Origin of the sequence: Brevibacterium salitolerans, assembly GCF_039531405.1 — a bacterium.
Lineage (GTDB): Bacteria > Actinomycetota > Actinomycetes > Actinomycetales > Brevibacteriaceae > Brevibacterium > Brevibacterium salitolerans.
In genome coordinates, this window is the sequence record NZ_BAAAPZ010000001.1 from 173,975 (window position 1) to 195,722 (window position 21,748).

Consider the following 21,748-nt stretch of genomic DNA (forward strand, 5'->3'; position numbering starts at 1 on the left):
GCGGATGCTCAGTGGAAGAAATGACGCGACCCCGTCACGTACATCGTCACCCCGGCTGCCTGTGCCGCCGCGACGACCTCCTCGTCCCGGATGGAGCCGCCGGGCTGCACGATCGCCTTCACGCCTGCGTCGAAGAGGACCTGGGGGCCGTCTGCGAAGGGGAAGAACGCATCGGAGGCGCACACGGAGCCCGCAGCCCTCTCCTCACCGGCGCGCTCGACGGCGAGCCTGGCGGAGTCGACGCGGTTGACCTGGCCCATGCCCACGCCCACGGCCGCGCCGTCCTTCGCCAGCAGGATGGCGTTGGACTTCACGGCGCGGCAGGCACGCCAGGCGAACGAGAGATCCGCGAGCGTCTGCACGTCCGCGGCCTCGCCGGCCACCAGCGTCCAGTTCTCCGGCGCATCGCCCTCGGCCTGGAGCAGATCGCGCTCCTGCACGAGGAAGCCTCCGGAGATGGGCTTGAGCTCCGTGGTCTCGCGCTCCACCTCGCCCAGCTGCAGCAGGCGCAGGTTCTTCTTCGTCCGCAGGAGTTCGAGCGCGTCCGCGGCGAAGGAGGGAGCGGCGAGCACCTCCGTGAAGATCGGCTTGACGGATTCCGCCATGGCCAGCGTGACCTCGCGATTGGCGGCGATCACCCCGCCGTAGGCGGAGACGGGGTCCGTGGCGTGCGCACGCCGGTGCGCCTGTGCGATGTCCTCGCCCACGGCGATACCGCAGGGGTTGGCGTGCTTGATGATCGCCACGGCCGGCTCCGCGAAGTCATAGGCGGCGCGGATGGCCGCGTCGATGTCCTGGTAGTTGTTGAAGGACATCTCCTTGCCGCCCAGCTGCACGGCGTTCGCCGTGCCTCCCGCGCCCGGCAGAGCATGGACGGCGGCCGCCTGATGCGGGTTCTCGCCGTAGCGCAGATCAGCGGTCTTCTCCCCGGCCAGACCGGCGAAGGCCGGGAGTGCGGACTCCGCCGCGGTCTGTTCCGCCAGCCAGGAGGCCACGGCGACGTCGTAGGCGGCGGTGTGGGCGAAGGCCTCGGCCGCGAGCTGTGTGCGGCGGTCCAGGCCGAAGCCCTCCCCCGCGGCCGCCTCGACGACCTCCGCGTAGGTCTCCGGGCGGGTGACGACGGCCACGCTGGGATGGTTCTTCGCCGCCGCGCGGACCATCGAGGGGCCCCCGATGTCGATCTGCTCGACGCACTCGTCGAAGCCCGCACCGGAGGCCACCGTCTGCGTGAAGGGATAGAGGTTGACGACCACCAGGTCGAAGCCCTCCACACCCAGCTCCTCCAGCTGGGCGAGGTGGTCCGGCTTGCGGGTGTCGGCGAGGATGCCGGCGTGCACGCGGGGATGCAGGGTCTTCACCCGCCCCTCCAGGCATTCGGGGAAGCCGGTGAGCTCCTCGACCGGCGTGACCGGCACGCCGGAATCGGCGATGCGCGCGGCGGTGGAGCCCGTGGAGACGATCGTGACGCCGGCGGCGTGCAGACCGCGGGCCAGCTCCTCCAGACCTGTCTTGTCGTAGACGCTGATGAGGGCGCGGCGGATGGGGCGGGCTACGTTCACGGTCTTCTGTCCTCCTGGAACTCGCGGATCCGGCTGTCTGGTGTGTGTCCCGCACGGCTGCCGGGGCGTCGTGCGGGGAGCATGGGTGGCGGGAGCGGGCCTACTCGACGGGGCTCCATCCCGTCACTCTCCGGCCCTCCACCCTGAGGCCGGCGGAGGCGAGGTGGCCCAGCAGCTCGACGAGGCGGGCCCGCTCCACGGCGCGGATCCGCTCGTGGAGCGAGTCCTCGTCGTCGTCCTCCCGGATCGGCACGGGGAACTGCGCGATGATGGGCCCGGTGTCCGTGCCCGCGTCGACGAGGTGGATCGTCGTGCCGGTGACCTTCACCCCGTAGGCGAGCGCGTCCCTGACGCCGTGGGCGCCGGGGAAGGACGGCAGCAGAGCAGGGTGGGTGTTGATGATGCGGTGGGCGAAGCGGTCCACGAACTCCTCGCCGAGGATGCGCATGAAACCGGCCGAGACCACCCAGTCAGGGGCGTAGGCGGCCACGGCCGCCGTGAGCGCCGAGTTCCAGGCGGAGCGGTCCGCATGCTCCGCAGGTGGGACCGCGAAGGTCTCGACCCCCGCCGCGCGCGCACGGTCGAGCACCTGCGCCCGGGGGCGGTCCGAACCGACGGCGACGACGTCGACGCCGGTCCCCGTGCCGGCATGGGCATCGAGGACGGCCTGGGTGAGGGTTCCGGAACCGGAGGCAAGGAGTACGCAGCGCACGGGCCACAGTCTAGACGGCCGCGTCCCCGTCGGCCCGCCGCGTCCGGGACGGAGCAGGATGTGGGAGACTGATCCGGTGAGCACACCGAACAGGACCGACGAAGACCGCACCCGCACCCCGGGCACGGAGGATCCCGGCACGGGAGGGACACCGGAGCCCACCGGCCCCCAGAAGCGGGCCGTGAAACTGGGCCTCGTCCTCACGCTGCTCCTCGCCGGCGCGGTGCTCACCTCCCTGCTGCCGCTGCCCTTCGTCATCGTCTCCGGCGTGCTCGCCGTGGCCGCGATCGTCTGCGCGGTCATGAGCATCGTCGCCGGCGTGCGCGCCGGGAACGCCGCGCAGGCGATCGTCACCGGCGTCATCGGCATCCTCGTGGCCGGATACGTCCTCGTCTCCGCTGCGTCCACGGCGGCGATCTGGCCGCTGCGCCAGGAGTTCGAGGACTGCGTCTCGCACGCACTCACCGAACAGGCGCAGGCGACCTGCCAGAACGACTACAGCAGCGGTGTGGCGGACTGGTTCGAGAAGCTCACCGGTCAGCCCCTCCCCGGCTCGCAGAGCTGACCCGGCGCCTCACTCCTCGCCCCTGCGTTCGGCGAGCAGGCGCAGCCCCCACACCGCCGCCGCACCCACCGCCGCGCAGGCGGTGAGCAGGGCGGTCATGAGCAGGACCGGCGCGCCGAACTGCTCCAGCCCCTCCGGACCGATCCCGCCGCGGGAGAACAGCGCACCGGCACCGGCCGAGACGCACATGAGCGCCGTGTGGACGACGAGCGTCCGCCAGTCCAGCCCGTCCGTCCACTCCCTCCTCGCCGCCGCGGCGAGGACGGCGGCGAGGACCGGCGCCACGACGAGGAAGCCGCACCACGCCGGCGGATCGGCCGGCACCAGGGCGAGCACCGGGACCGCCGGCACCGGCCCCTCGAAGCCCGCGGACGGTGAGGCGAGCACCGTCGAGGACATCCAGATCCCCGCACCGGAGGCCCACGAGAGCGCCAGCAGGCCGATGGTCGGGGCGAAGGCCAGCTGCACCAGGGTGAGCCCCACGGCCGCGGCCGCCGGATCGGAGTAGGCGTCGAGGGCCGTGCCCACCGCTGTGCGGCCCAGCACGAGCCCGGTGCCCACGAGCAGGAGGGCGAGGATGCCGAAGGCGACCCAGGTGCGGCCGGTCAGCCGCAGCCCGCGCAGCGCGGCCGCCGCCCAGTCCTCGCCCACGCGCGGCTCCGCCCAGCCGGTGAGCCGGTGCGCCCACGCGGCCTCGGCACCGGGATCCCGCCGCACCCGGCCCGGGGGCTGCTCTCTGCGAGCCGCGCGGCGCGCCCGGCGCTCCGCCCTGCGCTCACGACGCGAGCGCGCCGGTCGGAGGAAGGCGAGCAGGCCGGCGCACAGCAGGACCGTCAGGAAGCGGGCGGTGCCGAGCGGGCCGGCGGCGCAGGCGCCCACGAGCAGGCCGCTCACCGCCACCCACACGACGCTCGCGCCCACGACGGTGGAGATGCCCCACAGGAACGCGTGCGGGGAAGCGGGCAGGCGCCCGGCGCGGGCCAGGTCCGCGTTCACCGCCAGTGCCCTGCGCGTGCGGCCGAACGCCTGTCCCAGCAGCACGACGAGGCCCACGGTGAGGAGGGTGGGAGGCAGAGCGGGCGGGGCCTCGGTCGCCCAGCCCGCGGCGGTGCCCACGAGAGTGCCGGCCCACACGGGGACGACGCTGAGCGGCTGCTGCTGAGCGAGAGCGACGAACCAGGCCGCCGTCGCGACGATGAGGGCGACACAGGCCGTGACGACGAAGGCGCGCAGGGATTCGAGGGCGCCGATCGTCACAGGGTGGCGGCTGAGGGAGGGGGAAGGTTCAGGTGCAGGAGACATCGAGCCCATCTTCCCCGCTCCCGAGTGCTGAGAGGGTCCTCGACACACCGGCGTCGCGGCCGTCACAGCAGGCGGGGGTCCGCGGCCGGGTGGTAGCTTGAACACCGTGCCCGTCCCCGTCATGAAGGTGAGCGTCCTCCGATGAGCTCCCATGATCAGTTCCCACCGATGCCGCAGCAGCCGCCGCCGGGCTCTCCGCCCCCGGGATCCGGTCCCGTCCCGCCTGCGGACTTCAGCCCGGGAGCCGCCTCGGGACCGCCCCCGGGCTCCGGCCCGGACGGGGTGCCCCAGCCTGCGCCCGCTCCCGGATACGCGGGCACCGGCCCCACCGGAGCCCAGGCCGCCCCGGAGACCCGGCGGGGCTCCCGCGGGGAGAGGAAGCGCCGGCTGCCGCTCATCCTCTCCCTGTGCGCCGTCGGAGTCGTCCTCGTCCTCGTGGTGGTGGGCATCCTCACGGTGAGGAACGTCAACCGGTCCGAGTACGGGCCGGACGTGGTGGCCCAGAAGTACATGGACGCGGTGGCCGACGGGGATCTCGATGCCGCGCAGGCGATCGCGGAGCCGCAGGTGCCCAACGGCGCGGACACGACACTGCTCGACCCGGAGATCGCACGGGCCGCGGCGGAGAGCATCGAAGAGGTCTCCGTCTCCGAGCCCCGGATCGACGGGGATTCCGCCACGCTCACCGCCGCCTACAGCGTGGACGGGCAGAGCTACGAGCTGCCGCTCACGGCGACGCGGACCGGGCGGACGGGTCTCTTCTTCGACGAGTGGACGCTGAACGCTCCGGTCCTGCAGACCCTCACGCTCGACCTCGTGCAGACGGACGGCACCACCGTCAACGACGTGGACGTGTCCCTGCAGTCCGGAGCCACCGAGTACGCAGTGATGCCCGGGACCTATCGCGCGGCGGTGGCGGAGACGAAGTACACCGAACCGGCGGAGTCGACGATCTCGCTGGGCTTCTCGGAGACGCCGGAGCCGCAGCCGGCACCGCTGGACGTGACCATCCACACCAACAAGGCCTACGCCGAGGACGTGCAGAAGGCCGTCGACGCCGCACTGGAGAAGTGCGTGGACTCGGAGAAGCTCGAGACCGACTGCGGGTTCTTCTCCCGCGACGCCTTCGCCACGGAGGACGAGAAGGAGAAGTTCGACACGCTCAAGAAGGACGGCGTCGACTTCGACCTCAAGGAGAAGCCCACCGTCACGGTGTCCTCACTCGGGCTGGTCGCCACCGGCTCCTTCTACACCGAGGACGGCAAGCGCGGGAAGGTGGAGGCCGTCGTCGAGGCGGAGAACGGCGACGAGTACCAGCTCGAGGCGGACCTGGGCCCCTCCGGCACGACGAAGATCGAGGACGACAAGATCGTCATCGACTTCCTCACGAACGGCTGAGCGGAGGCTCCGCAGGCCTGCGGGCCTGCGGAGCCTCCCGGCAGACCCTAGCCGCTCAGCAGACCCTCCAGGACCTCCGCGAGGCTGAGCACGCCGGCATCGTCGAACCGGCGCCCGGCCAGCTGGACGCCCACGCGCCGGCCGTCCGCGGTGGCTCCCGCGTCCACGGTCGCCGCGGGCTGCTCGGACATGTTGTACGGCACCGTGAAGCCGATGTGGGTCATGGGAACGCTCGGGTCGAGGAAGGGCATCGGCTGCTCGGCCGGGAAGGCGGCCATCGGCGCCACCGGGGAGAGCACGAAGTCGTAGGCCGCTGTCGCGGCGATCGCGGCCTCCCGCATCTGCTGGATGGAGTGGTAGCACCGCAGCACCTCCACCCCGCTCACGTCCGCACCGGCCTGGCACCACTGCGCCACGTGCGGCAGGATCCTGTGCTGCTCCTCGACGGGCAGCGCCCGGAGGTCTCCCCAGGAGCGCACCCGCCAGAACCTGTCGACGTCGGCGAGCAGACCGGGGTCCATGAAGGGCGGGATCTCCGTGAGCTCGGCTCCCGCGTCGCGGAGCAGCTCCGCCGTCCGCACGACCACCTCTGCGACCTCCGGATCCGTGCTCGCGCCGCAGCCGGCGTCCGTGTGCCACGCGATCCGCACGCCCTCCAGCGAGGCGGGCCGTGAGCCCGGGGCCTGCGCAGGCCCCGGGGCCGCGGACAGCGGGCGGGAGTAGTCGCCGTGGTAGGGCGGGAGCTCGGAGACGTCGCGGACGTCCGGCCTGCCGATCACCTGCATCGCCGCGCGGAGGTCCGACACACGGCGGGCCAGCGGACCCGCGCAACGCCCGAGGTAGGGCGCGTCCAGCGGCACGCGGCCGAAGCTGGGCTTGAGCGTGGCGAGCCCCAGCCAGGTGCCGGGCAGGCGGATGGAGCCGCCGATGTCCGAGCCGATGTGGACGGGGCCGTAGCCGGCTGCCGCCGCGGCGCCGGCACCGGAGGAGGAGCCGCCCGTGGTGAGCGTGGGGTCCAGCGGAGAACGGGTGATCCCGTGACGGGAGGAGACGCCGGAGGAGAGCATGCCCCAGTCCGGCATGACCGTGGAGGAGAAGAGCACGGCACCGGCCTCGTGGAGCCGGGCGACGATGGGAGCGTCCGCCTCCGCCACCGGCGGCACCCCGGCCGCATGACCGGCCGGCTTCGCCACGCCCTTCCGGGCGATGTTCTCCTTCACCGTCACCGGCACCCCGTCAAGGGGACCGCGCGGCGTGCCTGCGGCATAGCGCCTGCCGGCCTCCTCCGCTGCCGCCCAGGCGGCGGAGCCGTCGTCGAGATCGCCGGCCCAGAGAGCGTTCACAGTGGGCTCGAGCTCCTCGACCCGCCGGCGCACGGCCTCCAGCACCTCGACGGGGGTGAACGCGCCGCTGCGGTACCCGGCGACGAGTTCTGCGGTGCCGAGGTCCGCGAGGCCGTGGGACGCGGGTGTGTGGGTGTGCATTCTTCGCTGCCTTTCGTCGAGGGGCCGCTTCAGCTGCGTGCGAGGGCGCCGGCGAGGGTGGGCGTCGCCGCGACGAGCGCGCGCGTGTACTCCTCCTGCGGACGGTCGTAGACGGCGTCGACGGGACCGGCCTCCACGACCTCGCCCGCACGCATGACCACCACCTCGTCGCAGAGGTGCCGGACCACGCCCAGGTCGTGGGAGACGAACACGAGGGTGAGACCGTACTCGTCGACGAGATCGGAGAGCAGGTTGAGCACCTGAGCGCGCACGGAGACGTCGAGGGCGGAGACGGGTTCGTCCGCCACGAGGATGCGGGGACGGCACACGAGCGCGCGGGCGATCGAGATGCGCTGCCGCTGGCCGCCGGAGAACTGGTGCGGGTACCGGCCGAGGGCCTCCGCGTCCAGGCCCACCGCCTCGATCACCTCTGCGGCACGGGCGGCGCGCTCCGCGTGCCCCACACCCTGTGAGCGCAGCGGTTCCGTGACGATCTCACGGGTGGTCATCCGGGGGTCGAGGGAGGCGAAGGGATCCTGGAAGACCACCTGGAGGTCGCGCCGCATGGCGCTCAGTCCGGCGGTGTCGCGGGGATCGACCTCGACGTCCCCCACCCGTACGGTCCCGGCGGTGGCGGGCAGGAGGCCTGCGAGGATCGAGAGCAGCGTCGTCTTGCCGGAGCCGGACTCCCCCACCACGCCCAGTCTGCCGCCCGGGCGCACGGACACGTCGATGCCCCGCAGAGCGAGCACCTCCTGCCGCCGCAGCAGTCCCGCCCGGCGCACATAGGTCTTGGTGAGGCCGCGCACCTCGATGAGAGGGCGGGGCCCCGTGCCCGAGGCCGCCTCGTCCGCCGGGACGGGCGCCTCCTCCTCGGCGGACCGGTCCCCGGTGGGCAGGTCCCCGGTGGGCAGGTCCCCGGTGGGCGGCCCCCCGGTGGGCGGCCCGTCCTCGGGAGCAAGCCCGTCCTCGGGAACAGACTCGTCCCCGGGAACAGACCGGTCTCTCATGGCAGACCCGTCCCCAGGAGCGGGCTCGTCCGCCGCAGCCGGGTCCTCCCCGTGCCGTGCGAGGCGGTCCCGGTCCTCGCCGGGATCCTGCGATCCGGGTGCGGCCTGCCCTGTGGGTCGCTCCTGCTGCGCGAGCGGGCCGCCGTACTCGGACGCGGTCCGGATGGTGAAGAGACGCCCGCGGGCGTCCGTGGCACTGAGGTCGCTCGCGGCGAGCAGACCGCGCGTGTAGGCGTGCTGCGGGTCCGTGAAGATCTGCTCCACGGTGCCCTGCTCCACCACGCGCCCGGAGTGCATGACGAGCACGCGCTCGCAGACGCGCGCCACCACCGCGAGGTCGTGCGTGATGAACAGCAGACCCGTGCCGCGCGCGGCGATCTGTTCGTCGATGAGGTCCAGCACCGCCGCCTGCACCGTCACGTCCAGCGCGGTGGTGGGCTCGTCCGCCACCAGCAGGTCCGGGGAGTTCGCCAGCGCCATCGCGAGCATGACGCGCTGGCGCTGACCGCCGGAGAGCTGATGGGGGTAGGCCCTCGCCGCCTGGGCCGGATCCGGCAGCCGCACCTGGTCGAGCAGATCCACCGCCCGGGACATCGCGGCGGCACCGCGTGCAGTGCCGTGGAGGGTCATCACCTCGGCCACCTGCGCACCCACGCGCATGAGCGGGTTGAGGGCGCTCATCGGCTCCTGGAAGACCATGCCCATGCGGCGTCCGCGCAGACGGGCGAGCGCCCGCTCGTCGAGGTCCAGGAGGTTGCCGTCCTCCCCCGCGAGCTCCACGCTGCCGGCGGCGGAGAGCTCCGGGGCCAGCAGACCCATGACGGCGGACGAGGTCAGCGACTTGCCGGAACCCGACTCGCCGATGAGACCCACCCGCTCCCCCGCGCCGATCGAGAACGACAGCGGTTCCACGAGGGTGCGCGCACGCGTGCCGATCGTGAGGTCGGAAACCGTGAGCAGCGGCGCGCTCGTCTGCATGTGCTCGCTCATTCTCTCCCCCGGAGAGTCGGATCCAGACGGTCCCGCAGACCGTCCCCCAGCAGATTGAACCCCAGCACCGCCACCGCGATGAACACGCCCGGGAAGATCGCCAGCTCCGGCGCCGTCCCGAGGAACTGCTGGGACTCCTGCAGCATCCTCCCCCAGGAAGGCGTGGGCGGCTGGGTGCCCAGCCCCAGGAACGACAGTCCCGCCTCCGCCAGGACGGAGAGCGCGAACGCCACGGAGGCCTGCACCACCACGAGCCCGCCGATGTTGGGCAGCACGTGCGTGAGCGCGATCGCCCAGGTGGAGCGATTGGCGGTCCGCGCGGCCGCGACGAACTCCCGGCTCATGATCTGCATGGTGCCCGAACGCGCCACTCGCGCGAAGGCGGGGATCGCGGCGATGCCCAGCGCGCACATGGCGGGGCCGGTGCCGGGGCCGAACACGGCGGAGAACACGATCGCGAGCAGCAGCGCGGGGAAGGCCAGGAGCAGATCGCTGCCGCGCATGATGAATCCGGAGAGCCAGCGGACGCGCGTCATCCCCGCGAGCACTCCCAGGGGCACCCCGACCACGAGTGCGATCGCCACGGCCACGAGCCCCACCAGCAGGGTGATGCGTGCGCCCATCATGATCCACGTGAGGGTGTCGCGGCCGTACCGGTCCGTGCCGAAGAGGTGAGCCGCGCTCATGCCCTCGAGCCGGTCCTGCGGCTGCGGAGCCGCGTAGTCGTAGGGCGTCCAGACGAAGGAGACGAGGGCGAGGAGCACCACGATCCCCACGAGCACGCCGCCGGTCACGAGGGTGAGGTCCGCCTTCCGCACCGTGCGCCCGCCGCTCATGCCCCGCTCCTCACGCGCGGGTCCAGGACCGAGTACAGGAGGTCGATGAGGAGGTTGAGCACGAGCACCATGACCACGAGCACCATGACGATGGCCTGGACCGTGAGCAGATCGCGGTTCTGCACCGCACGGATGAGCTCGGAGCCGATCCCCGGCAGCACGAACACCTGTTCCACGACCACGGCTCCCACCAGCAGCGTCGCCAGCTGGACGCCGGCGACCGTCACGACCGGGATCGCGGCGTTGCGCAGACCGTGGGTCAGCAGGGCACTCCATGCCGTGCGCCCCTTGGCCCGCGCCGTGCGGAGGAAGTCCTCACGGAGGACCTCCAGCACGGCGGAGCGCACGTAGCGGGTGAGGATCGCGGCCTGCACGAGCGCCAGGGCGAACACCGGCAGCACGAGGTGGGAGAGGAAGCCCCCCATGCCCTCGATGGGCGCCTGCCAGCCGGAGGAGGGGAACCAGCCCAGCCCCAGCGAGAAGAGCATGACCAGGAGGATCGCGGCGAGGAAGTTGGGGACGGCGACGCCCACCTGGCTCAGCCCGGAGAGCAGCGCTCCCAGCGGCTTCCCCCGCAGCAGCGCGGCGATGCTGCCCAGCGGGACCGCCAGCAGCAGCGCCACCGCCATGGAGGTCACCACGAGGATGAGCGTCACCTGGATGCTGTCGGCGATGAGCGGGGTGATGGGCGCATGCGTGACGTAGGAGACGCCGAAGTCGCCGCGGAGCATGCCTGCGACCCAGTCGAGGTACTGCACCGGCAGCGGCCGGTCGAGGCCGAACTCCGCCTCGATCCGGGCCACGTCCTCGGGTGTGGCGTGAAGACCCGCGGCCACCTGCGCGGCATTGCCCGGCAGCACCTGCATGAGGGCGAACACGACCACGGTGGCCGCCCACACCGTCAGCAGGAACTGCAGGAGCCGGTTGAGGAGTGCCGCCACCTCAGCCCTCGGACCAGCCCAGCTGGGCGATCGCGAAGGCGTCGGAGACCATGTTCTCCGGCAGGCCCGTCACACCGGCGTCCGCGACGATGAGGTTGGGGAAGAGGAAGAGGAACCCGGCCGCGGCGTCCTCCGTGATCGTGCGGGCCACGTCCTTCATCCCCTCGGTGTACTCCTCCTCCGTGCCCTCATCCGCGGCGAGCGCGGTGTCCTCGATGCGGCTGGAGTCGTAGCCGGTGTAGTAGCCCTCGCCGAACACCGTGAGGATGTCACGGGCCTCCGCGTGGTTGACGACGCTCATGTCGTAGGACTTCTCCGTCATGGTCTGCTCGATCCAGACCGCCGGGAACTCCTGCGTCTCGATCTGCGCGTTCAGACCGATCTCCTTCAGCTGCGCGGCGACGATCTCCGCCGAGGCCTGGGCGTAGGGCAGCGAGGGGACCGTGAAGGTGAAGGACTCTCCCTCCGCCCCGGCCTCGTCGATGAGCTCCCTGGCCTTCTCCACGTCCGTGGGCCACACGTCCGTGAGGTCCTCGTAGTAGGGGTCCGTGGGCGGGACCATGCCGCCGATCAGCGTGCCCTTGCCGCCCCACGCGGTGTCGAGGACCGCCTGTTCGTCGATGCCGTGGAGCACGGCCTCACGGACGCGCTGATCGGAGAAGAGGCCCTCGGCGTTGTTCATCGACAGCACCACCTCGCCGTTGGTCGTGCCCTCGATGACCTGCGTGGCGTCGTCGGCCTCGAACTCCTCGGTGAGTTCGGGTGCCTGGAGGTTCCCGATCACGTCGACCTGCCCGGACTTGAGGGCGTTGGCCGCGGCGACGGCGTCCGCGAAGTACCGGAAGGTGACCGTCTCCAGGTCACCGGGATTGGAGCCCGCGTAGTCGTCGCGCTTGGCGAAGACGAGCTCCTGACCGCGGGTGAAGGATTCGACCTCGTAGGGGCCGCTGCCCACGGCGGTGTTCGCCAGGTCGTCCACCCCGTCCGGGGAGAAGACCGCCCCCACCAGCGAGGCGAGCTCGAACAGCCAGCTGTTGGAGGGGCGCTCCAGGGTGATGGCGACCGTGTGCTCGTCCGGGGTCTCGATGGAGTCGATGATGTCCATCTTAGCGCCCAGCGCGTTCGTCCACTCGTCGGAGACCACTCGCTCGTAGGAGAACTTCACGTCCTCCGCCGTCACCGGATCCCCGTTGGAGAAGGTCGCGTCCGGGTCGAGGGCGAAGGTGTAGGTGAGACGGTCGTCGCTGAGCTCCCACGAGTCCGCGAGCGCAGGCTGCACCTCGCCGTTCTGGTCGATCCGCACGAGGGACTCGTAGACGTTCTCCATGAGCGCCTGCGGGATGGCCGCGCCCGAGGTCGTGGTGAAGTCGAGGTTGGTGGGCTCCGCGGTGTGGGCCACGACGATGTCCGTGCGCCCTTCACCCGCGGCGGTGCCGGTGCTGCCGCTCCCGGCGCTGCAGCCGGCGGCCAGCAGCCCGACGGCGGCCAGGGTCGCGGTGAGGGTCGTCAGACGGGACATTGTTCTCCTGCGGTCCGTCGTCCTGCCCGGCAGGACTGTCTCATGTGTGGGTCACGCCACAGTGTAGCCGCTGGTGCGGACACGGACGGCGCGTCCGCGATCCGGGATGCCGGCGGGCTCGCCGGCCACGGGGCGGCCGGGGCCGGGGCGGGCGGCGACCCCTGAGGCCGGTCCCTCAGCGGCCGTCCGCGGCGCCCGAGGTCCGAAGACGGTCCGCGAGCGCCCGGAAGGCCAGTGCACGGTGGGAGATCCGGTTCTTCTCCTCCGGTGCGAGCTCCGCCGCGGTCCGCTCCTCGCCGTCCGGGAGGAACAGGGGATCGTAGCCGAACCCGTTCTCTCCCCGCGGCGCCCGCAGGAGACGGCCCCGGAACCGTCCGTGGCACACGATCTCCGTGCCGTCGGGGTGGACGTAGGCGGCGGCGCAGACGAACGCGGCGCCGCGATGCGCATCCGGCACATCCGCCAGCTGGGCGAGCAGCAGGGCGTTGTTCGCCGCGTCGTCGCCGTGGGTGCCGGACCAGCGCGCGGAGAAGATGCCCGGTGCCCCGCCCAGCACCTCCACCGCCAGGCCCGAGTCGTCGGCCATCGCGGGCAGCCCGGTGATCCGGGCGGCGGAGCGGGCCTTGAGGAGGGCGTTCTCCTCGAAGGTCACCCCGTCCTCCACCACGTCCGGCAGGCCGAGCTCAGCCGCGGAGCGCACGCGCACCGCGGCATCGCCGCCGTCCGTCCCCAGCGTGAGTGCGAGCAGCGCCTCGAGCTCCGCGCGCTTGCCCTCGTTGCGGGTCGCGAGCACCACCTCGGTCAGCGGCGTCAACGCTGCGCCCTCCTCGGCGCGGAGAGGGCATCCCGCTGCAGAGCCGCCAGCTCCGCGCAGCCCTTCTGCGCGAGGTCGAGCAGGCTCCCCAGCTCACCGCGGTCGAACGGCTGTCCCTCCGCGGTGCCCTGCACCTCGACGAAGCGGCCCGAGCCGGTCATCACGACGTTCATGTCCGTCTCCGCCTGCGAGTCCTCCTCGTAGGGCAGGTCCAGGACGGGCCGGCCGTCGACGATCCCCACGCTCACGGCGGAGACGGAATCCGTGAGCGGGTCCACCGCAGCGGGGATCCAGCCACGGCGCCGGCCGGTGTCGATCGCATCGGCCATCGCGACGTAGGCGCCGGTGATCGCGGCCGTGCGGGTGCCGCCGTCGGCCTGCAGGACGTCACAGTCGAGCTGCAGCGTGTTCTCGCCGAGCTTCGTCATGTCCACGACGGCGCGGAGGCTGCGGCCCACCAGACGGGAGATCTCATGGGTGCGGCCGCCCACCTTGCCCTTGACGGACTCGCGGGAGGAACGGGTGTGGGTGGCGCGCGGGAGCATCGCGTACTCGCCGGTCACCCAGCCGTTGCCGGAGCCCTTCATCCAGCGCGGCACGCCCTCGGAGAGGGAGGCGGCGCAGAGCACGCGGGTGCGGCCGAACTCCACCAGCACGCTCCCCTCAGCGTAGTCGAGCCAGTCACGGGTGATGCGCACCTCCCGGAGCTGGTCGACCGCGCGTCCGTCGAAGCGGGGAGTCGTCATGGTGTGTCCTTCCTCTCTGCCTGCGCGGAGGCAGGCGATCCAATCCGTGAGCCGGCGCCGTCGGCCGAGGCGTGCACCGGCTCGGCGGAGGCGGGTGATGTGATCTGCGGTGCGGCGGCCGGGGGCGCGGCATCCTCCGGGGCTGCGGCACCCTTCCCGGGGGACACCGCGGGTCCTGCGCCGACCGCGCCCGGACCGATGGCCCAGGTCCCGCCCGGTCGTGCGATGCTCACCGGTCCCGCGAAGGCGCCGGCGGCCTCCGCCGCGACGATGTGCTCGCGGGTCCAGGGCGGGATGTGCGTGAGCACGAGGCTGCCGGCCCCGGCGGACGCGGCGGCCTCGCCGGCGCGCCTGCCCGTGAGGTGGACGCCGCGCACGCTGTCCCGCTCCTCCTCGTAGGCCGCTTCGCAGAGGAAGAGGTCCGCGCGGTCAGCCGCGCGGAGCAGACCGGGGCAGGTGTCCGTGTCGCCGGAGTACGTCAGCACCTCGCCCTCGGGGCCGGTGAGGCGCAGGGCGTAGCACTCCACGGGGTGCTCGACGAGGAACGGCTCGAAGCGCACTCCGCCCACGGTGAAGGCCTCGTCCTCGCGCATGTCGCGGAAGTCGAAGGTGGCGGTGAGGTCCGTGGGGTGCGCGCTCTCGGCCAGCGGACTGCGCCCGGGGTCCGTGTGGTAGGCGGCGGTAAGGCGGGCGAGCGCACCCTCGGGCGCCCAGACGGGGAGTGGCGCACGGGGCTCGCCCGTCTCCTCGCGCCGGGCCACCGCCCACGGCGAGTAGGTCCGGTGGACGTAGAGCCCTGCGATGTCGAAGCAGTGGTCCGGGTGCAGGTGTGAGAGGACCACCGCGTCGAGCGCATCGGGATCGATGTGCGACTGCAGCGGACCCAGCGCCCCCGCCCCCAGGTCGAGGAGGACGGCGTAGCGCCGCTCCGCCTCCCACTCCACGAGGTAGCAGCTCGTGGTGGCACCGGGCCCGCCGAACGACCCCGAGGTGCCCACTGCGCTCAGCCGCATCATGTGGGTCCTCCCTCACCGGTGCCGGCGTCCGGCGCGTCTCCGCCGGGCCCGTGGCGCCTGTCCCGCCCCGTCCGGCCCTCGTCCGGTGCTTCTCCGCCGTCCTCGGACAGCCCGGACGCGGCGAACTCGGTGAGGTGCTCCTGCAGCCAGGAGGTGAGCTCGTACAGGCTCACGACGGCCTCCCCCGCGTCGCCCAGCTCGGACTCGCCGGCGAAGATCCGCTCGGCGTCGTCCTCGTCGGTGATCTCCAGCCTGGCCGCGAGCACGAGGCGCACGTCCGTGAGCACCCGCATCCACACGATCGCTGCCTCCCGGTCCAGGACGACCTCCCCCGCGCCGGAGGACGTGCGCAGCGATTCGAGGGCGATCCGGATCCGGTGGAGCTTGCCCTCGCGCAGGTCCAGCTCGGTGAGGCGGCGGAACTCCGCGGACCGCGCAGGATCCGCGGAGTCCACGTCCGGCAGGAGGCGCAGCAGGGCCGGGTCGTGCGGCCTGGCGACGCTCTGGTCGGGGTCGAGGTGGCCCACGAGCCGCTCGAAGGGATCGGCAGGGGGCTCGGGCATGTCCGCGGACAGCAGCTGGGCGACATCGGCGAGGAGGGCGGTGAGGATGCTGCGTTCCCCGTCCTCCATCTCCACCGCCAGCTGCCCGTCCGGGATGCGGTCCGTGAGGATCCTCACTGCCCGCCTCCCCGCTCGCCGCCGGCCTCGCCGTCCGTGTCCGCCGGGCGGCACTCCGCCCAGAGGCCGTAGCCGTGCATCGCCTGCACATCCGCCTCCATCTGCTCGCGGGTGCCGGTCGACACCCGGCTGCGGCCGCGTTCGTGCACCTCCAGCATGAGCCGGTGCGCCCGTGCCCGGCTGTACCCGAAGTACTCGCGGAAGACGTACTCCACGTAGCTCATGAGGTTCACGGGATCGTTGAGCACGATCGTGATCCAGGGCAGCTCCTTCGCCGGCGCCGGGACGGTGTCCGTACGCGGTTCGGCGACTGCGGTCGTTCCCTCTTGCTCAGTCACGCTCCCACTCTACGTCCCGCGCGCGGGACCGGTCCCCCGTGCTCTAGGATCTGGCCTATGAGCGTTCTCACGGCCGGCCCTCAGACTTCTGCGCTGCTCACAGACATGTACGAGCTCACGATGCTGCAGGCGTCCATGCAGTCGGGCACCGCGCACCGCCGGAGCATCTTCGAGGTCTTCGGCAGGCGCCTGCCGGCCGGCAGGCGCTACGGCGTCGTCGCAGGCACCGGGCGCGTCCTCGAACTGCTGCAGGACTTCCGCTTCGGCGCGGACCAGCTGCGCTTCCTCGCGGACCGGCGGATCGTGGGCGAGGACGCGCTCGACTACCTGCGCGAGTACCGCTTCACCGGCACCGTCCGCGGCTACGCGGAGGGTGAGGTCTACTTCCCGGGCTCCCCCCTCATGACGGTGGAGGGCACCTTCGCGGACGCCGTCGTGCTGGAGACGATGATCCTCTCCGTCCTCAACCACGACACCGCCGTGGCCTCGGCCGCCTCCCGGATGTCCAATGCCGCGGGCGGCCGCCCGTTGGCGGAGATGGGCTCGCGGCGGACGCACGAGATCGCCGCCGTCGCGGCTGCCCGTGCCGCCGCCGTGGCGGGCTTCACCGCCACCTCGAACCTCGAGGCGGGCATGGCCTACGGCATCCCGACCCTGGGGACGAGCGCGCACTCCTTCACCCTCGTCCACGACACCGAGCGGCAGGCCTTCGAGGCGCAGGTGGCCGCGCTCGGCGAGGACACCACGCTGCTGCTGGACACCTATGACGTCGACACCGCCCTGCGGACCGCGATCGAGGTGGCGGGCACCCGTCTGGGCGGTGTGCGCATCGACTCCGGGGACCTCGGCATCCAGGCCGCCGAGGTCCGCGCCAAGCTCGACGAGCTCGGCGCCGTGGACACCACCATCACGGTGACGAGCGATCTCGACGAGTACGCGATCGCCGCACTCGCCGCGGCTCCGGTGGACTCGTACGGGGTGGGCACACGGGTGGTGACCGGATCCGGGCACCCCACCGCCAATCTCGTCTACAAGCTCGTGGCCCGGGAGGGGGAACCCGGCCCGGACGGCACCGCCGAATGGGTCTCCGTGGCGAAGACCTCGGCGGCGAAGGGCAGCCGAGGCGGACGCAAGCAGGCCGTGCGCGTCCTGGACTCCGGGATCGCGACGGAGGAGGCGATCGGCATCCCCCAGCTCCCGGCGGACCTCGACGACGGGCGCGAACTGCTCGTCGACCTCGTCCGCGACGGGGAGATCGACGCCGCCTTCACCGGTGCCGAGGGCGTGCGCCGGGCACAGGAGCGCCACGCGGCCTCGGTGGCGGAGCTCCCCCGCACCGCCCGCCGCCTGCAGGACGGCGAGCCCGCCCTCCCCACCGTGTTCTACACGAGCTGAGGCCGCACTCCCCCGAGAGGCTGACGCCTCGGCGCACCGCCGCGCCGCCCGAGACGGATGCACGCAGGCCCCCGCAGAACTCCGCGGGGGCCTGCGTGCGCTCCCTCACCTCCGGCCGACGAACCAGGCCTCGAGCTTGGTGATCCTGTCACGGATCTGCTGCGGGGTGGCCTCCGCGACCGCGGGGCCGCCGCAGGCCTTGCGCAGCTCCACGTGCACCGTGCTGTGGGGCTGCCCGGTGCGCCGCGACCATGCGCCCACCAGGCTCTGCAGGCGGTTCCGGTCCTCCTTGAGCGCGCGGTGCTCGAACTCGTCCGTGGCCGGGGTGGCCGGCTCCACGACCTCGCGCGAGCGGCGCGAGAGCTGCTCGGCCTGGTGCTTGCGCAGCAGCGCGGAGACCTGGTCCGGTTCGAGGAGCCCCGGGATGCCGATGAAGTCCATCTCGTCCTCGGAGCCCACCGCCCCGCCCGCGCCGAACTCGCCGCCGTCGAACAGGACCTTGTCGAAGCTCGCCTGCGAGTCGAGCGCCTCGAAGGAGCCCAGCAGATCGTCGCTCGCGCCCTCCGCCCGGTTGGCGCGTGCGAGTTCGTCGTCGTCGAAGGTGATGAGCCCCTCGTCGTCCGGATCCGGCTTGCGGTCCAGGGCGTGGTCGCGCTGCTCCTCGAGGGAGTTCGCCAGGGCCATGAGGATCGGCACGCTCGGGAGGAACACCGAGGCCGTCTCGCCTCGCTTGCGCGCACGCACGAAGCGGCCGATCGCCTGGGCGAAGAACAGCGGCGTCGAGGCCGAGGTGGCGTAGACGCCCACGGCGAGGCGGGGCACGTCGACGCCCTCCGACACCATCCGGACGGCGACCATCCAGCGCCGTGTGGAGTGCTGGAACTCCTCGATCCTGCCGCTGGCGCCGTCCTCGTCGGAGAGCACGACCGTCACGGGCTCGCCGACGATCTCCTTCAGCTGCTTGGCATAGGCGCGCGCGGCCGTCTGGTCCGTGGCGATGACGAGCCCTCCGGCATCCGGCACGGTGCGCCGCACTTCCGTGAGCCGTTTGTCCGCGGCCCGCAGCACCGCGGGGATCCATTCGCCCTCCGGGTTGAGCGCCGTGCGCCACGCCTGTGAGTGGATGTCCTTCGTGGCCTCCGCACCCAGCACGGCCGACATCTCGTCGCCCGCCTTGGTCCGCCAGCGCATCTCCCCCGCATAGGCGAGGAACAGGACCGGGCGGACCACGCCGTCCTTGAGCGCCTCGGCGTATCCGTAGGTGTAGTCGGCCTTGGAGGTGCGGATGCCCTCCGCGTCCTCCTCGTACGTGACGAACGGGATGGGAGAGGTGTCCGAACGGAACGGCGTGCCGGTGAGGGCCAGGCGCCTCCGCGCGGGCTCGAACGCCTCACGCACGCCGTCGCCCCAGGAAAGCGCATCGCCGGCGTGGTGCACCTCGTCGAGGATCACGAGGGTCCGGGCCGCCTCGGTCCGGTTCCTGTGCAGGGCCGGCTTCGCCGCCACCTGGGCATAGGTGAGCGCCACTCCGTGGAAGCCGGGGGCATGGCGTCCCTGGGCGTTGCGGAAGTGGGGATCGAGCTTGATCCCCACCCGTGCAGCGGCGTCCGCCCACTGCACCTTGAGGTGCTCGGTGGGCGCCACCACGGTCACCCGGTCGACGATCCGCTGTGCAAGCAGCTCCGCCGCGAGCCGCAGCGCGAACGTCGTCTTGCCGGCGCCCGGGGTCGCCACCGCGAGGAAGTCCCGCGGCGACTGTGAGAAGTACAGTTCCAGGGCCTCGGCCTGCCATGCGCGCAGCTTGCCGGCAGTCCCCCACGCGGCGCGCTCGGGGAAGGCTGGCGACAGCTGCTCAGCGGCATGGGTGCCGGGAACACGCTGTGCCGTCATTTACTCCTGCGGCCCTTCGGGCATCGACTCGAAGATCTCCCGGCAGCGCGGGCAGACGGGGAAGCGCTCGGGATCACGCGTGGGCACCCACACCTTGCCGCACAGCGCCACCACCGGGGTGCCGTTGACCATGGCCTCCATGATCTTGGCCTTGGGCGCGTAGTGGGAGAAGCGCTCGTGGTCGCCGGGCTCCGTGAGCTGTTCCTGTTCGGGGCGGTCGAGTGTCGCAGCGCCGCCGCCGGCGGGATAGGTTTCAGACATGGCACCCATTCTAGATCCGTCCGCGCGGCGACACGCCTCCCCCGCGACCGAGGTGGCTCACACCGCCGAGGAGTACCGCCGGCTCGCAGGTCTCTTCCCGCGCCCGGTGGCGGTGCTGGGCACGACGCGCCGCGGCCTGCGCCAGGCGATCACGGTGGACTCCTTCCTGGACGTCTCCTACGACCCGCCCACGATGGCCGTGAGCGTCTACTCCGGCTCACGCATGGCCGAGACCCTCGAGAGCGCCGAGACCTGCGCGCTGAGCATCCTCACGGCGGAGCAGAAGGGCATCGCACAGTGGCTCGGTGAGCCGGGGCAGCCGCTGCGCGGCCTCCTGGACTCCGTGGACACTCTGGACGCCCCGTCCGGCTCCCCCGTCATCTCAGGCTGCGCCGCATGGTTCGACCTCAGGATCGTCCAGCGCCTCACTGCGGCCACCCACGATCTGCTCGTGGGCGAGGTGACTGCGATGGGGCCGCAGTCCGCTCCGCCGGTGCCGCCCCTGGTGCACTGGGCCGACGACTACCACCGCCCCGCGCCCCGCTGAGACGCCGCGGTCCCCGCTGCACCCTGCGAGGCAGGGGCAACGGGGACCGCCGGGGAGGGCCCCGGAGCTGTGCCGGGGACGCAGTAGGACCCGCTCGCTCAGTGGCGGGTCCCGGTGAATCGGATCAGACGACGCCCTGCGCCACCATCGCACGCGCCACCCGCTGGAAGCCCGCGATGTTCGCACCAGTCACGTAGTCGCCGGGGGAGCCGAAGTCCGCCGCTGCACGCGCACACGCCTCGTGGATGCCGGTCATGATCTCGTCCAGCTTGGCGTCGGTGCGCTTGAAGCTCCACGAATCCCGCGAGGCGTTCTGCTGCATCTCCAGCGCAGACGTGGCGACACCGCCGGCGTTCGCCGCCTTGCCGGGGCCGAACAGGATACCGGCCTCGTTGAAGACCTTGATCGCACCGGGGGTGCAGGGCATGTTCGCGCCCTCCGCCACGGCCACGAGCCCGTTCGAGACGAGGTTCTTGGCGCTCTCCTCATCGAGTTCGTTCTGCGTGGCGCACGGCAGCGCGATGTCGACGGGAAGGGTCCAGACGTTGCCGGCTGCGTGATAGGTCGCGGTAGTCCGCTCATCCGCATAGACGGAGATCCGCTCGCCGCGCTGGAACTTGATCTCGGTGAGGAGGTCGATGTCGAGACCCGCCGAGTCGTAGACGTAGCCCTGGGAGTCCGAGGCGGCGACGACCGTGGCACCGAGCTCCTGCGCCTTGAGCGCCGCGTGGATCGCCACGTTGCCGGACCCGGACACGCTCACGGTCTTGCCCCGCAGATCGAGGCCCCGCGAGGCCAGCATCTCCCGGACGAAGTAGACGAGGCCGAACCCGGTCGCCTCGGTTCGCACCATGGAACCGCCGTAGTCCAGGCCCTTGCCCGTGAGGACGCCGGCCTCATACCGGTTGGTGATCCGCTTGTACTGACCGAACATGTATCCGACCTCGCGGCCGCCCACGCCGATGTCGCCCGCAGGCACATCCGTGTGCTCCCCGAGATGGCGGTACATCTCAGTCATGAAGGACTGGCAGAAGCGCATGATCTCGTTGTCGCTCTTGCCCTTGGGATCGAAGTCGGAGCCGCCCTTGCCGCCGCCGATGGGCATGCCAGTGAGGGCGTTCTTGAAGATCTGCTCGAAGCCGAGAAACTTCACGATCCCCAAGTAGACGGTCGGGTGGAAGCGGAGACCGCCCTTGTAGGGACCCAGCGCGGAGTTGTACTCGACACGGAAGGCCCTGTTGATCTGCACCTTGCCGGAGTCGTCGACCCACGGGACACGGAAGATGATCTGGCGCTCGGGCTCGCACAGGCGTTCGATCACGCCGGTGTCCACCAGCTCGGGGTGGCGGTCGGCGACTGCGCCGAGGCTCTGGAACACTTCATGCACGGCCTGGTGGAACTCGGATTCCCCGGGGTTCCTGTGCAGGACGGTCTCATAGATGGGCACAAGTGCGGGATGAAGTGACATGGACGCGAGTGTATAGCCGAGAGCGCCGGATCCATGCAGGGCATTCGGATGATGAGACACGATTTGCGAATGACGCCGTATGGATGTAACGACACATGAGGGTGTCCCCCGAAAGGCTGCTCTCCAGCCATACCAGGACCAGCCACACGATCCCACCCACCACAGCACCGAGGTTCATTCCCTCCGTGACGAGGGGACTGCCTGAAACTCCCGTGAATGAGGGGAGGCCCCCACACCACACACCCCCACAAACAGGGGGCACATGACATGAGAGCCT

20 protein-coding genes are annotated in these 21,748 nt (G+C 71.8%); 4 read left to right on the plus strand and 16 right to left on the minus strand.

The genetic code is table 11. The features are described from left to right. Nucleotides 1–8 precede the first annotated feature (8 nt). A complete protein-coding gene (purH, locus tag ABD240_RS00785; RefSeq protein WP_344334414.1) occupies nt 9–1,559 on the minus strand; it encodes a bifunctional phosphoribosylaminoimidazolecarboxamide formyltransferase/IMP cyclohydrolase in 1,551 nt (516 codons plus the stop codon). A gap of 100 nt (nt 1,560–1,659) precedes the next feature. After that, nucleotides 1,660–2,271, minus strand: coding sequence for a phosphoribosylglycinamide formyltransferase (purN, locus tag ABD240_RS00790; RefSeq protein WP_344334415.1), 612 nt, complete (start codon nt 2,269–2,271; stop codon nt 1,660–1,662). A 76-nt stretch (nt 2,272–2,347) separates the two neighbouring features. Between purN and ABD240_RS00795 the strand changes: the two genes are divergently transcribed. Beyond that, nucleotides 2,348–2,836, plus strand: coding sequence for a hypothetical protein (locus ABD240_RS00795; protein WP_291798721.1), 489 nt, complete (start codon nt 2,348–2,350; stop codon nt 2,834–2,836). Between the two features lie 9 nt (nt 2,837–2,845). Here ABD240_RS00795 and ABD240_RS00800 read toward each other — a convergent pair whose 3' ends face one another. Continuing rightward, the gene (locus ABD240_RS00800; RefSeq protein WP_344334417.1) at nt 2,846–4,138 is read right to left on the minus strand and encodes a cell division protein PerM; all 1,293 of its coding nucleotides are present in this window, start codon (nt 4,136–4,138) and stop codon (nt 2,846–2,848) included. 141 nt (nt 4,139–4,279) lie between these two features. On the opposite strand from ABD240_RS00800, the gene ABD240_RS00805 reads away from it, so the two are divergent. After that, nucleotides 4,280–5,536 carry a hypothetical protein gene (locus tag ABD240_RS00805; RefSeq protein ID WP_291796365.1) on the plus strand — a complete coding sequence of 419 codons (1,257 nt, stop codon included), beginning with the start codon at nt 4,280–4,282 and terminating at the stop codon, nt 5,534–5,536. Between the two features lie 47 nt (nt 5,537–5,583). Here ABD240_RS00805 and ABD240_RS00810 read toward each other — a convergent pair whose 3' ends face one another. The 10 genes from ABD240_RS00810 to clpS all read right to left on the minus strand — a co-directional run bounded on the left by ABD240_RS00810 (nt 5,584) and on the right by clpS (nt 15,910). Then, nucleotides 5,584–7,020, minus strand: coding sequence for an amidase (locus tag ABD240_RS00810; protein ID WP_344334418.1), 1,437 nt, complete (start codon nt 7,018–7,020; stop codon nt 5,584–5,586). 29 nt (nt 7,021–7,049) lie between these two features. Further along, nucleotides 7,050–9,020: a dipeptide ABC transporter ATP-binding protein gene (locus ABD240_RS00815; protein WP_344334420.1), complete on the minus strand. Its 1,971-nt coding sequence runs from the start codon at nt 9,018–9,020 to the stop codon at nt 7,050–7,052. After that, on the minus strand, nt 9,017–9,856 hold the full coding sequence (locus tag ABD240_RS00820; protein ID WP_291796357.1) for an ABC transporter permease: 840 nt from the start codon (nt 9,854–9,856) through the stop codon (nt 9,017–9,019). The genes ABD240_RS00815 and ABD240_RS00820 overlap by 4 nt, the downstream gene beginning before the upstream one ends. Beyond that, the gene (locus tag ABD240_RS00825) at nt 9,853–10,797 is read right to left on the minus strand and encodes an ABC transporter permease (protein WP_291796353.1); all 945 of its coding nucleotides are present in this window, start codon (nt 10,795–10,797) and stop codon (nt 9,853–9,855) included. The genes ABD240_RS00820 and ABD240_RS00825 overlap by 4 nt, the downstream gene beginning before the upstream one ends. 1 nt (nt 10,798) lies before the next feature. Next, nucleotides 10,799–12,316 carry an ABC transporter substrate-binding protein gene (locus ABD240_RS00830; RefSeq protein WP_291796350.1) on the minus strand — a complete coding sequence of 506 codons (1,518 nt, stop codon included), beginning with the start codon at nt 12,314–12,316 and terminating at the stop codon, nt 10,799–10,801. A gap of 175 nt (nt 12,317–12,491) precedes the next feature. Then, on the minus strand, nt 12,492–13,130 hold the full coding sequence (gene rdgB, locus ABD240_RS00835) for an RdgB/HAM1 family non-canonical purine NTP pyrophosphatase (protein WP_291796347.1): 639 nt from the start codon (nt 13,128–13,130) through the stop codon (nt 12,492–12,494). Further along, nucleotides 13,127–13,876 (minus strand): ribonuclease PH, encoded by a 750-nt coding sequence (rph, locus tag ABD240_RS00840; RefSeq protein ID WP_291796344.1) that lies wholly within the window; start codon nt 13,874–13,876, stop codon nt 13,127–13,129. Before rph ends, rdgB begins: the two co-directional genes overlap by 4 nt. Next, nucleotides 13,873–14,892 (minus strand): MBL fold metallo-hydrolase, encoded by a 1,020-nt coding sequence (locus ABD240_RS00845; protein WP_344334424.1) that lies wholly within the window; start codon nt 14,890–14,892, stop codon nt 13,873–13,875. The genes rph and ABD240_RS00845 overlap by 4 nt, the downstream gene beginning before the upstream one ends. Further along, the gene (locus ABD240_RS00850; RefSeq protein WP_344334426.1) at nt 14,889–15,572 is read right to left on the minus strand and encodes a DUF2017 domain-containing protein; all 684 of its coding nucleotides are present in this window, start codon (nt 15,570–15,572) and stop codon (nt 14,889–14,891) included. The genes ABD240_RS00845 and ABD240_RS00850 overlap by 4 nt, the downstream gene beginning before the upstream one ends. Further along, nucleotides 15,569–15,910, minus strand: coding sequence for an ATP-dependent Clp protease adapter ClpS (clpS, locus tag ABD240_RS00855; RefSeq protein WP_425546973.1), 342 nt, complete (start codon nt 15,908–15,910; stop codon nt 15,569–15,571). The genes ABD240_RS00850 and clpS overlap by 4 nt, the downstream gene beginning before the upstream one ends. Nucleotides 15,911–15,967: 57 nt before the next feature. On the opposite strand from clpS, the gene ABD240_RS00860 reads away from it, so the two are divergent. Then, a complete protein-coding gene (locus ABD240_RS00860; RefSeq protein ID WP_344334428.1) occupies nt 15,968–17,305 on the plus strand; it encodes a nicotinate phosphoribosyltransferase in 1,338 nt (445 codons plus the stop codon). 105 nt (nt 17,306–17,410) lie between these two features. On the opposite strand, the gene ABD240_RS00865 is transcribed toward ABD240_RS00860, so the two are convergent. Together ABD240_RS00865 and ABD240_RS00870 are read right to left on the minus strand one after the other, a co-directional pair. Beyond that, a complete protein-coding gene (locus ABD240_RS00865; protein WP_291794003.1) occupies nt 17,411–19,195 on the minus strand; it encodes a DEAD/DEAH box helicase in 1,785 nt (594 codons plus the stop codon). Further along, nucleotides 19,196–19,456: a DUF3039 domain-containing protein gene (locus tag ABD240_RS00870; protein WP_344334431.1), complete on the minus strand. Its 261-nt coding sequence runs from the start codon at nt 19,454–19,456 to the stop codon at nt 19,196–19,198. On the opposite strand from ABD240_RS00870, the gene ABD240_RS00875 reads away from it, so the two are divergent. Beyond that, the gene (locus ABD240_RS00875) at nt 19,455–20,003 is read left to right on the plus strand and encodes a flavin reductase family protein (RefSeq protein WP_344334433.1); all 549 of its coding nucleotides are present in this window, start codon (nt 19,455–19,457) and stop codon (nt 20,001–20,003) included. The genes ABD240_RS00870 and ABD240_RS00875 overlap by 2 nt on opposite strands. A 124-nt stretch (nt 20,004–20,127) precedes the next feature. Here ABD240_RS00875 and gdhA read toward each other — a convergent pair whose 3' ends face one another. Continuing rightward, nucleotides 20,128–21,471, minus strand: coding sequence for an NADP-specific glutamate dehydrogenase (gdhA, locus tag ABD240_RS00880; RefSeq protein WP_291793995.1), 1,344 nt, complete (start codon nt 21,469–21,471; stop codon nt 20,128–20,130). Nucleotides 21,472–21,748: the final 277 nt, after the last annotated feature.

Excerpts from the sequence above, each read along its gene's own strand:
- ABD240_RS00800 (WP_344334417.1), bottom strand. The coding sequence starts at position 4,138 with ATGTCTCCTGCACCTGAACCTTCCCCCTCCCTCAGCCGCCACCCTGTG.
- ABD240_RS00805 (WP_291796365.1), top strand. The coding sequence starts at position 4,280 with ATGAGCTCCCATGATCAGTTCCCACCGATGCCGCAGCAGCCGCCGCCG.
- ABD240_RS00810 (WP_344334418.1), bottom strand. The coding sequence starts at position 7,020 with ATGCACACCCACACACCCGCGTCCCACGGCCTCGCGGACCTCGGCACC.
- ABD240_RS00815 (WP_344334420.1), bottom strand. The coding sequence starts at position 9,020 with ATGAGCGAGCACATGCAGACGAGCGCGCCGCTGCTCACGGTTTCCGAC.
- ABD240_RS00820 (WP_291796357.1), bottom strand. The coding sequence starts at position 9,856 with ATGAGCGGCGGGCGCACGGTGCGGAAGGCGGACCTCACCCTCGTGACC.
- ABD240_RS00830 (WP_291796350.1), bottom strand. The coding sequence starts at position 12,316 with ATGTCCCGTCTGACGACCCTCACCGCGACCCTGGCCGCCGTCGGGCTG.
- rph (WP_291796344.1), bottom strand. The coding sequence starts at position 13,876 with ATGACGACTCCCCGCTTCGACGGACGCGCGGTCGACCAGCTCCGGGAG.
- ABD240_RS00845 (WP_344334424.1), bottom strand. The coding sequence starts at position 14,892 with ATGATGCGGCTGAGCGCAGTGGGCACCTCGGGGTCGTTCGGCGGGCCC.
- ABD240_RS00860 (WP_344334428.1), top strand. The coding sequence starts at position 15,968 with ATGAGCGTTCTCACGGCCGGCCCTCAGACTTCTGCGCTGCTCACAGAC.
- ABD240_RS00865 (WP_291794003.1), bottom strand. The coding sequence starts at position 19,195 with ATGACGGCACAGCGTGTTCCCGGCACCCATGCCGCTGAGCAGCTGTCG.
- ABD240_RS00875 (WP_344334433.1), top strand. The coding sequence starts at position 19,455 with ATGGCACCCATTCTAGATCCGTCCGCGCGGCGACACGCCTCCCCCGCG.
- ABD240_RS00870 (WP_344334431.1), bottom strand. The coding sequence starts at position 19,456 with ATGTCTGAAACCTATCCCGCCGGCGGCGGCGCTGCGACACTCGACCGC.
- gdhA (WP_291793995.1), bottom strand. The coding sequence starts at position 21,471 with ATGTCACTTCATCCCGCACTTGTGCCCATCTATGAGACCGTCCTGCAC.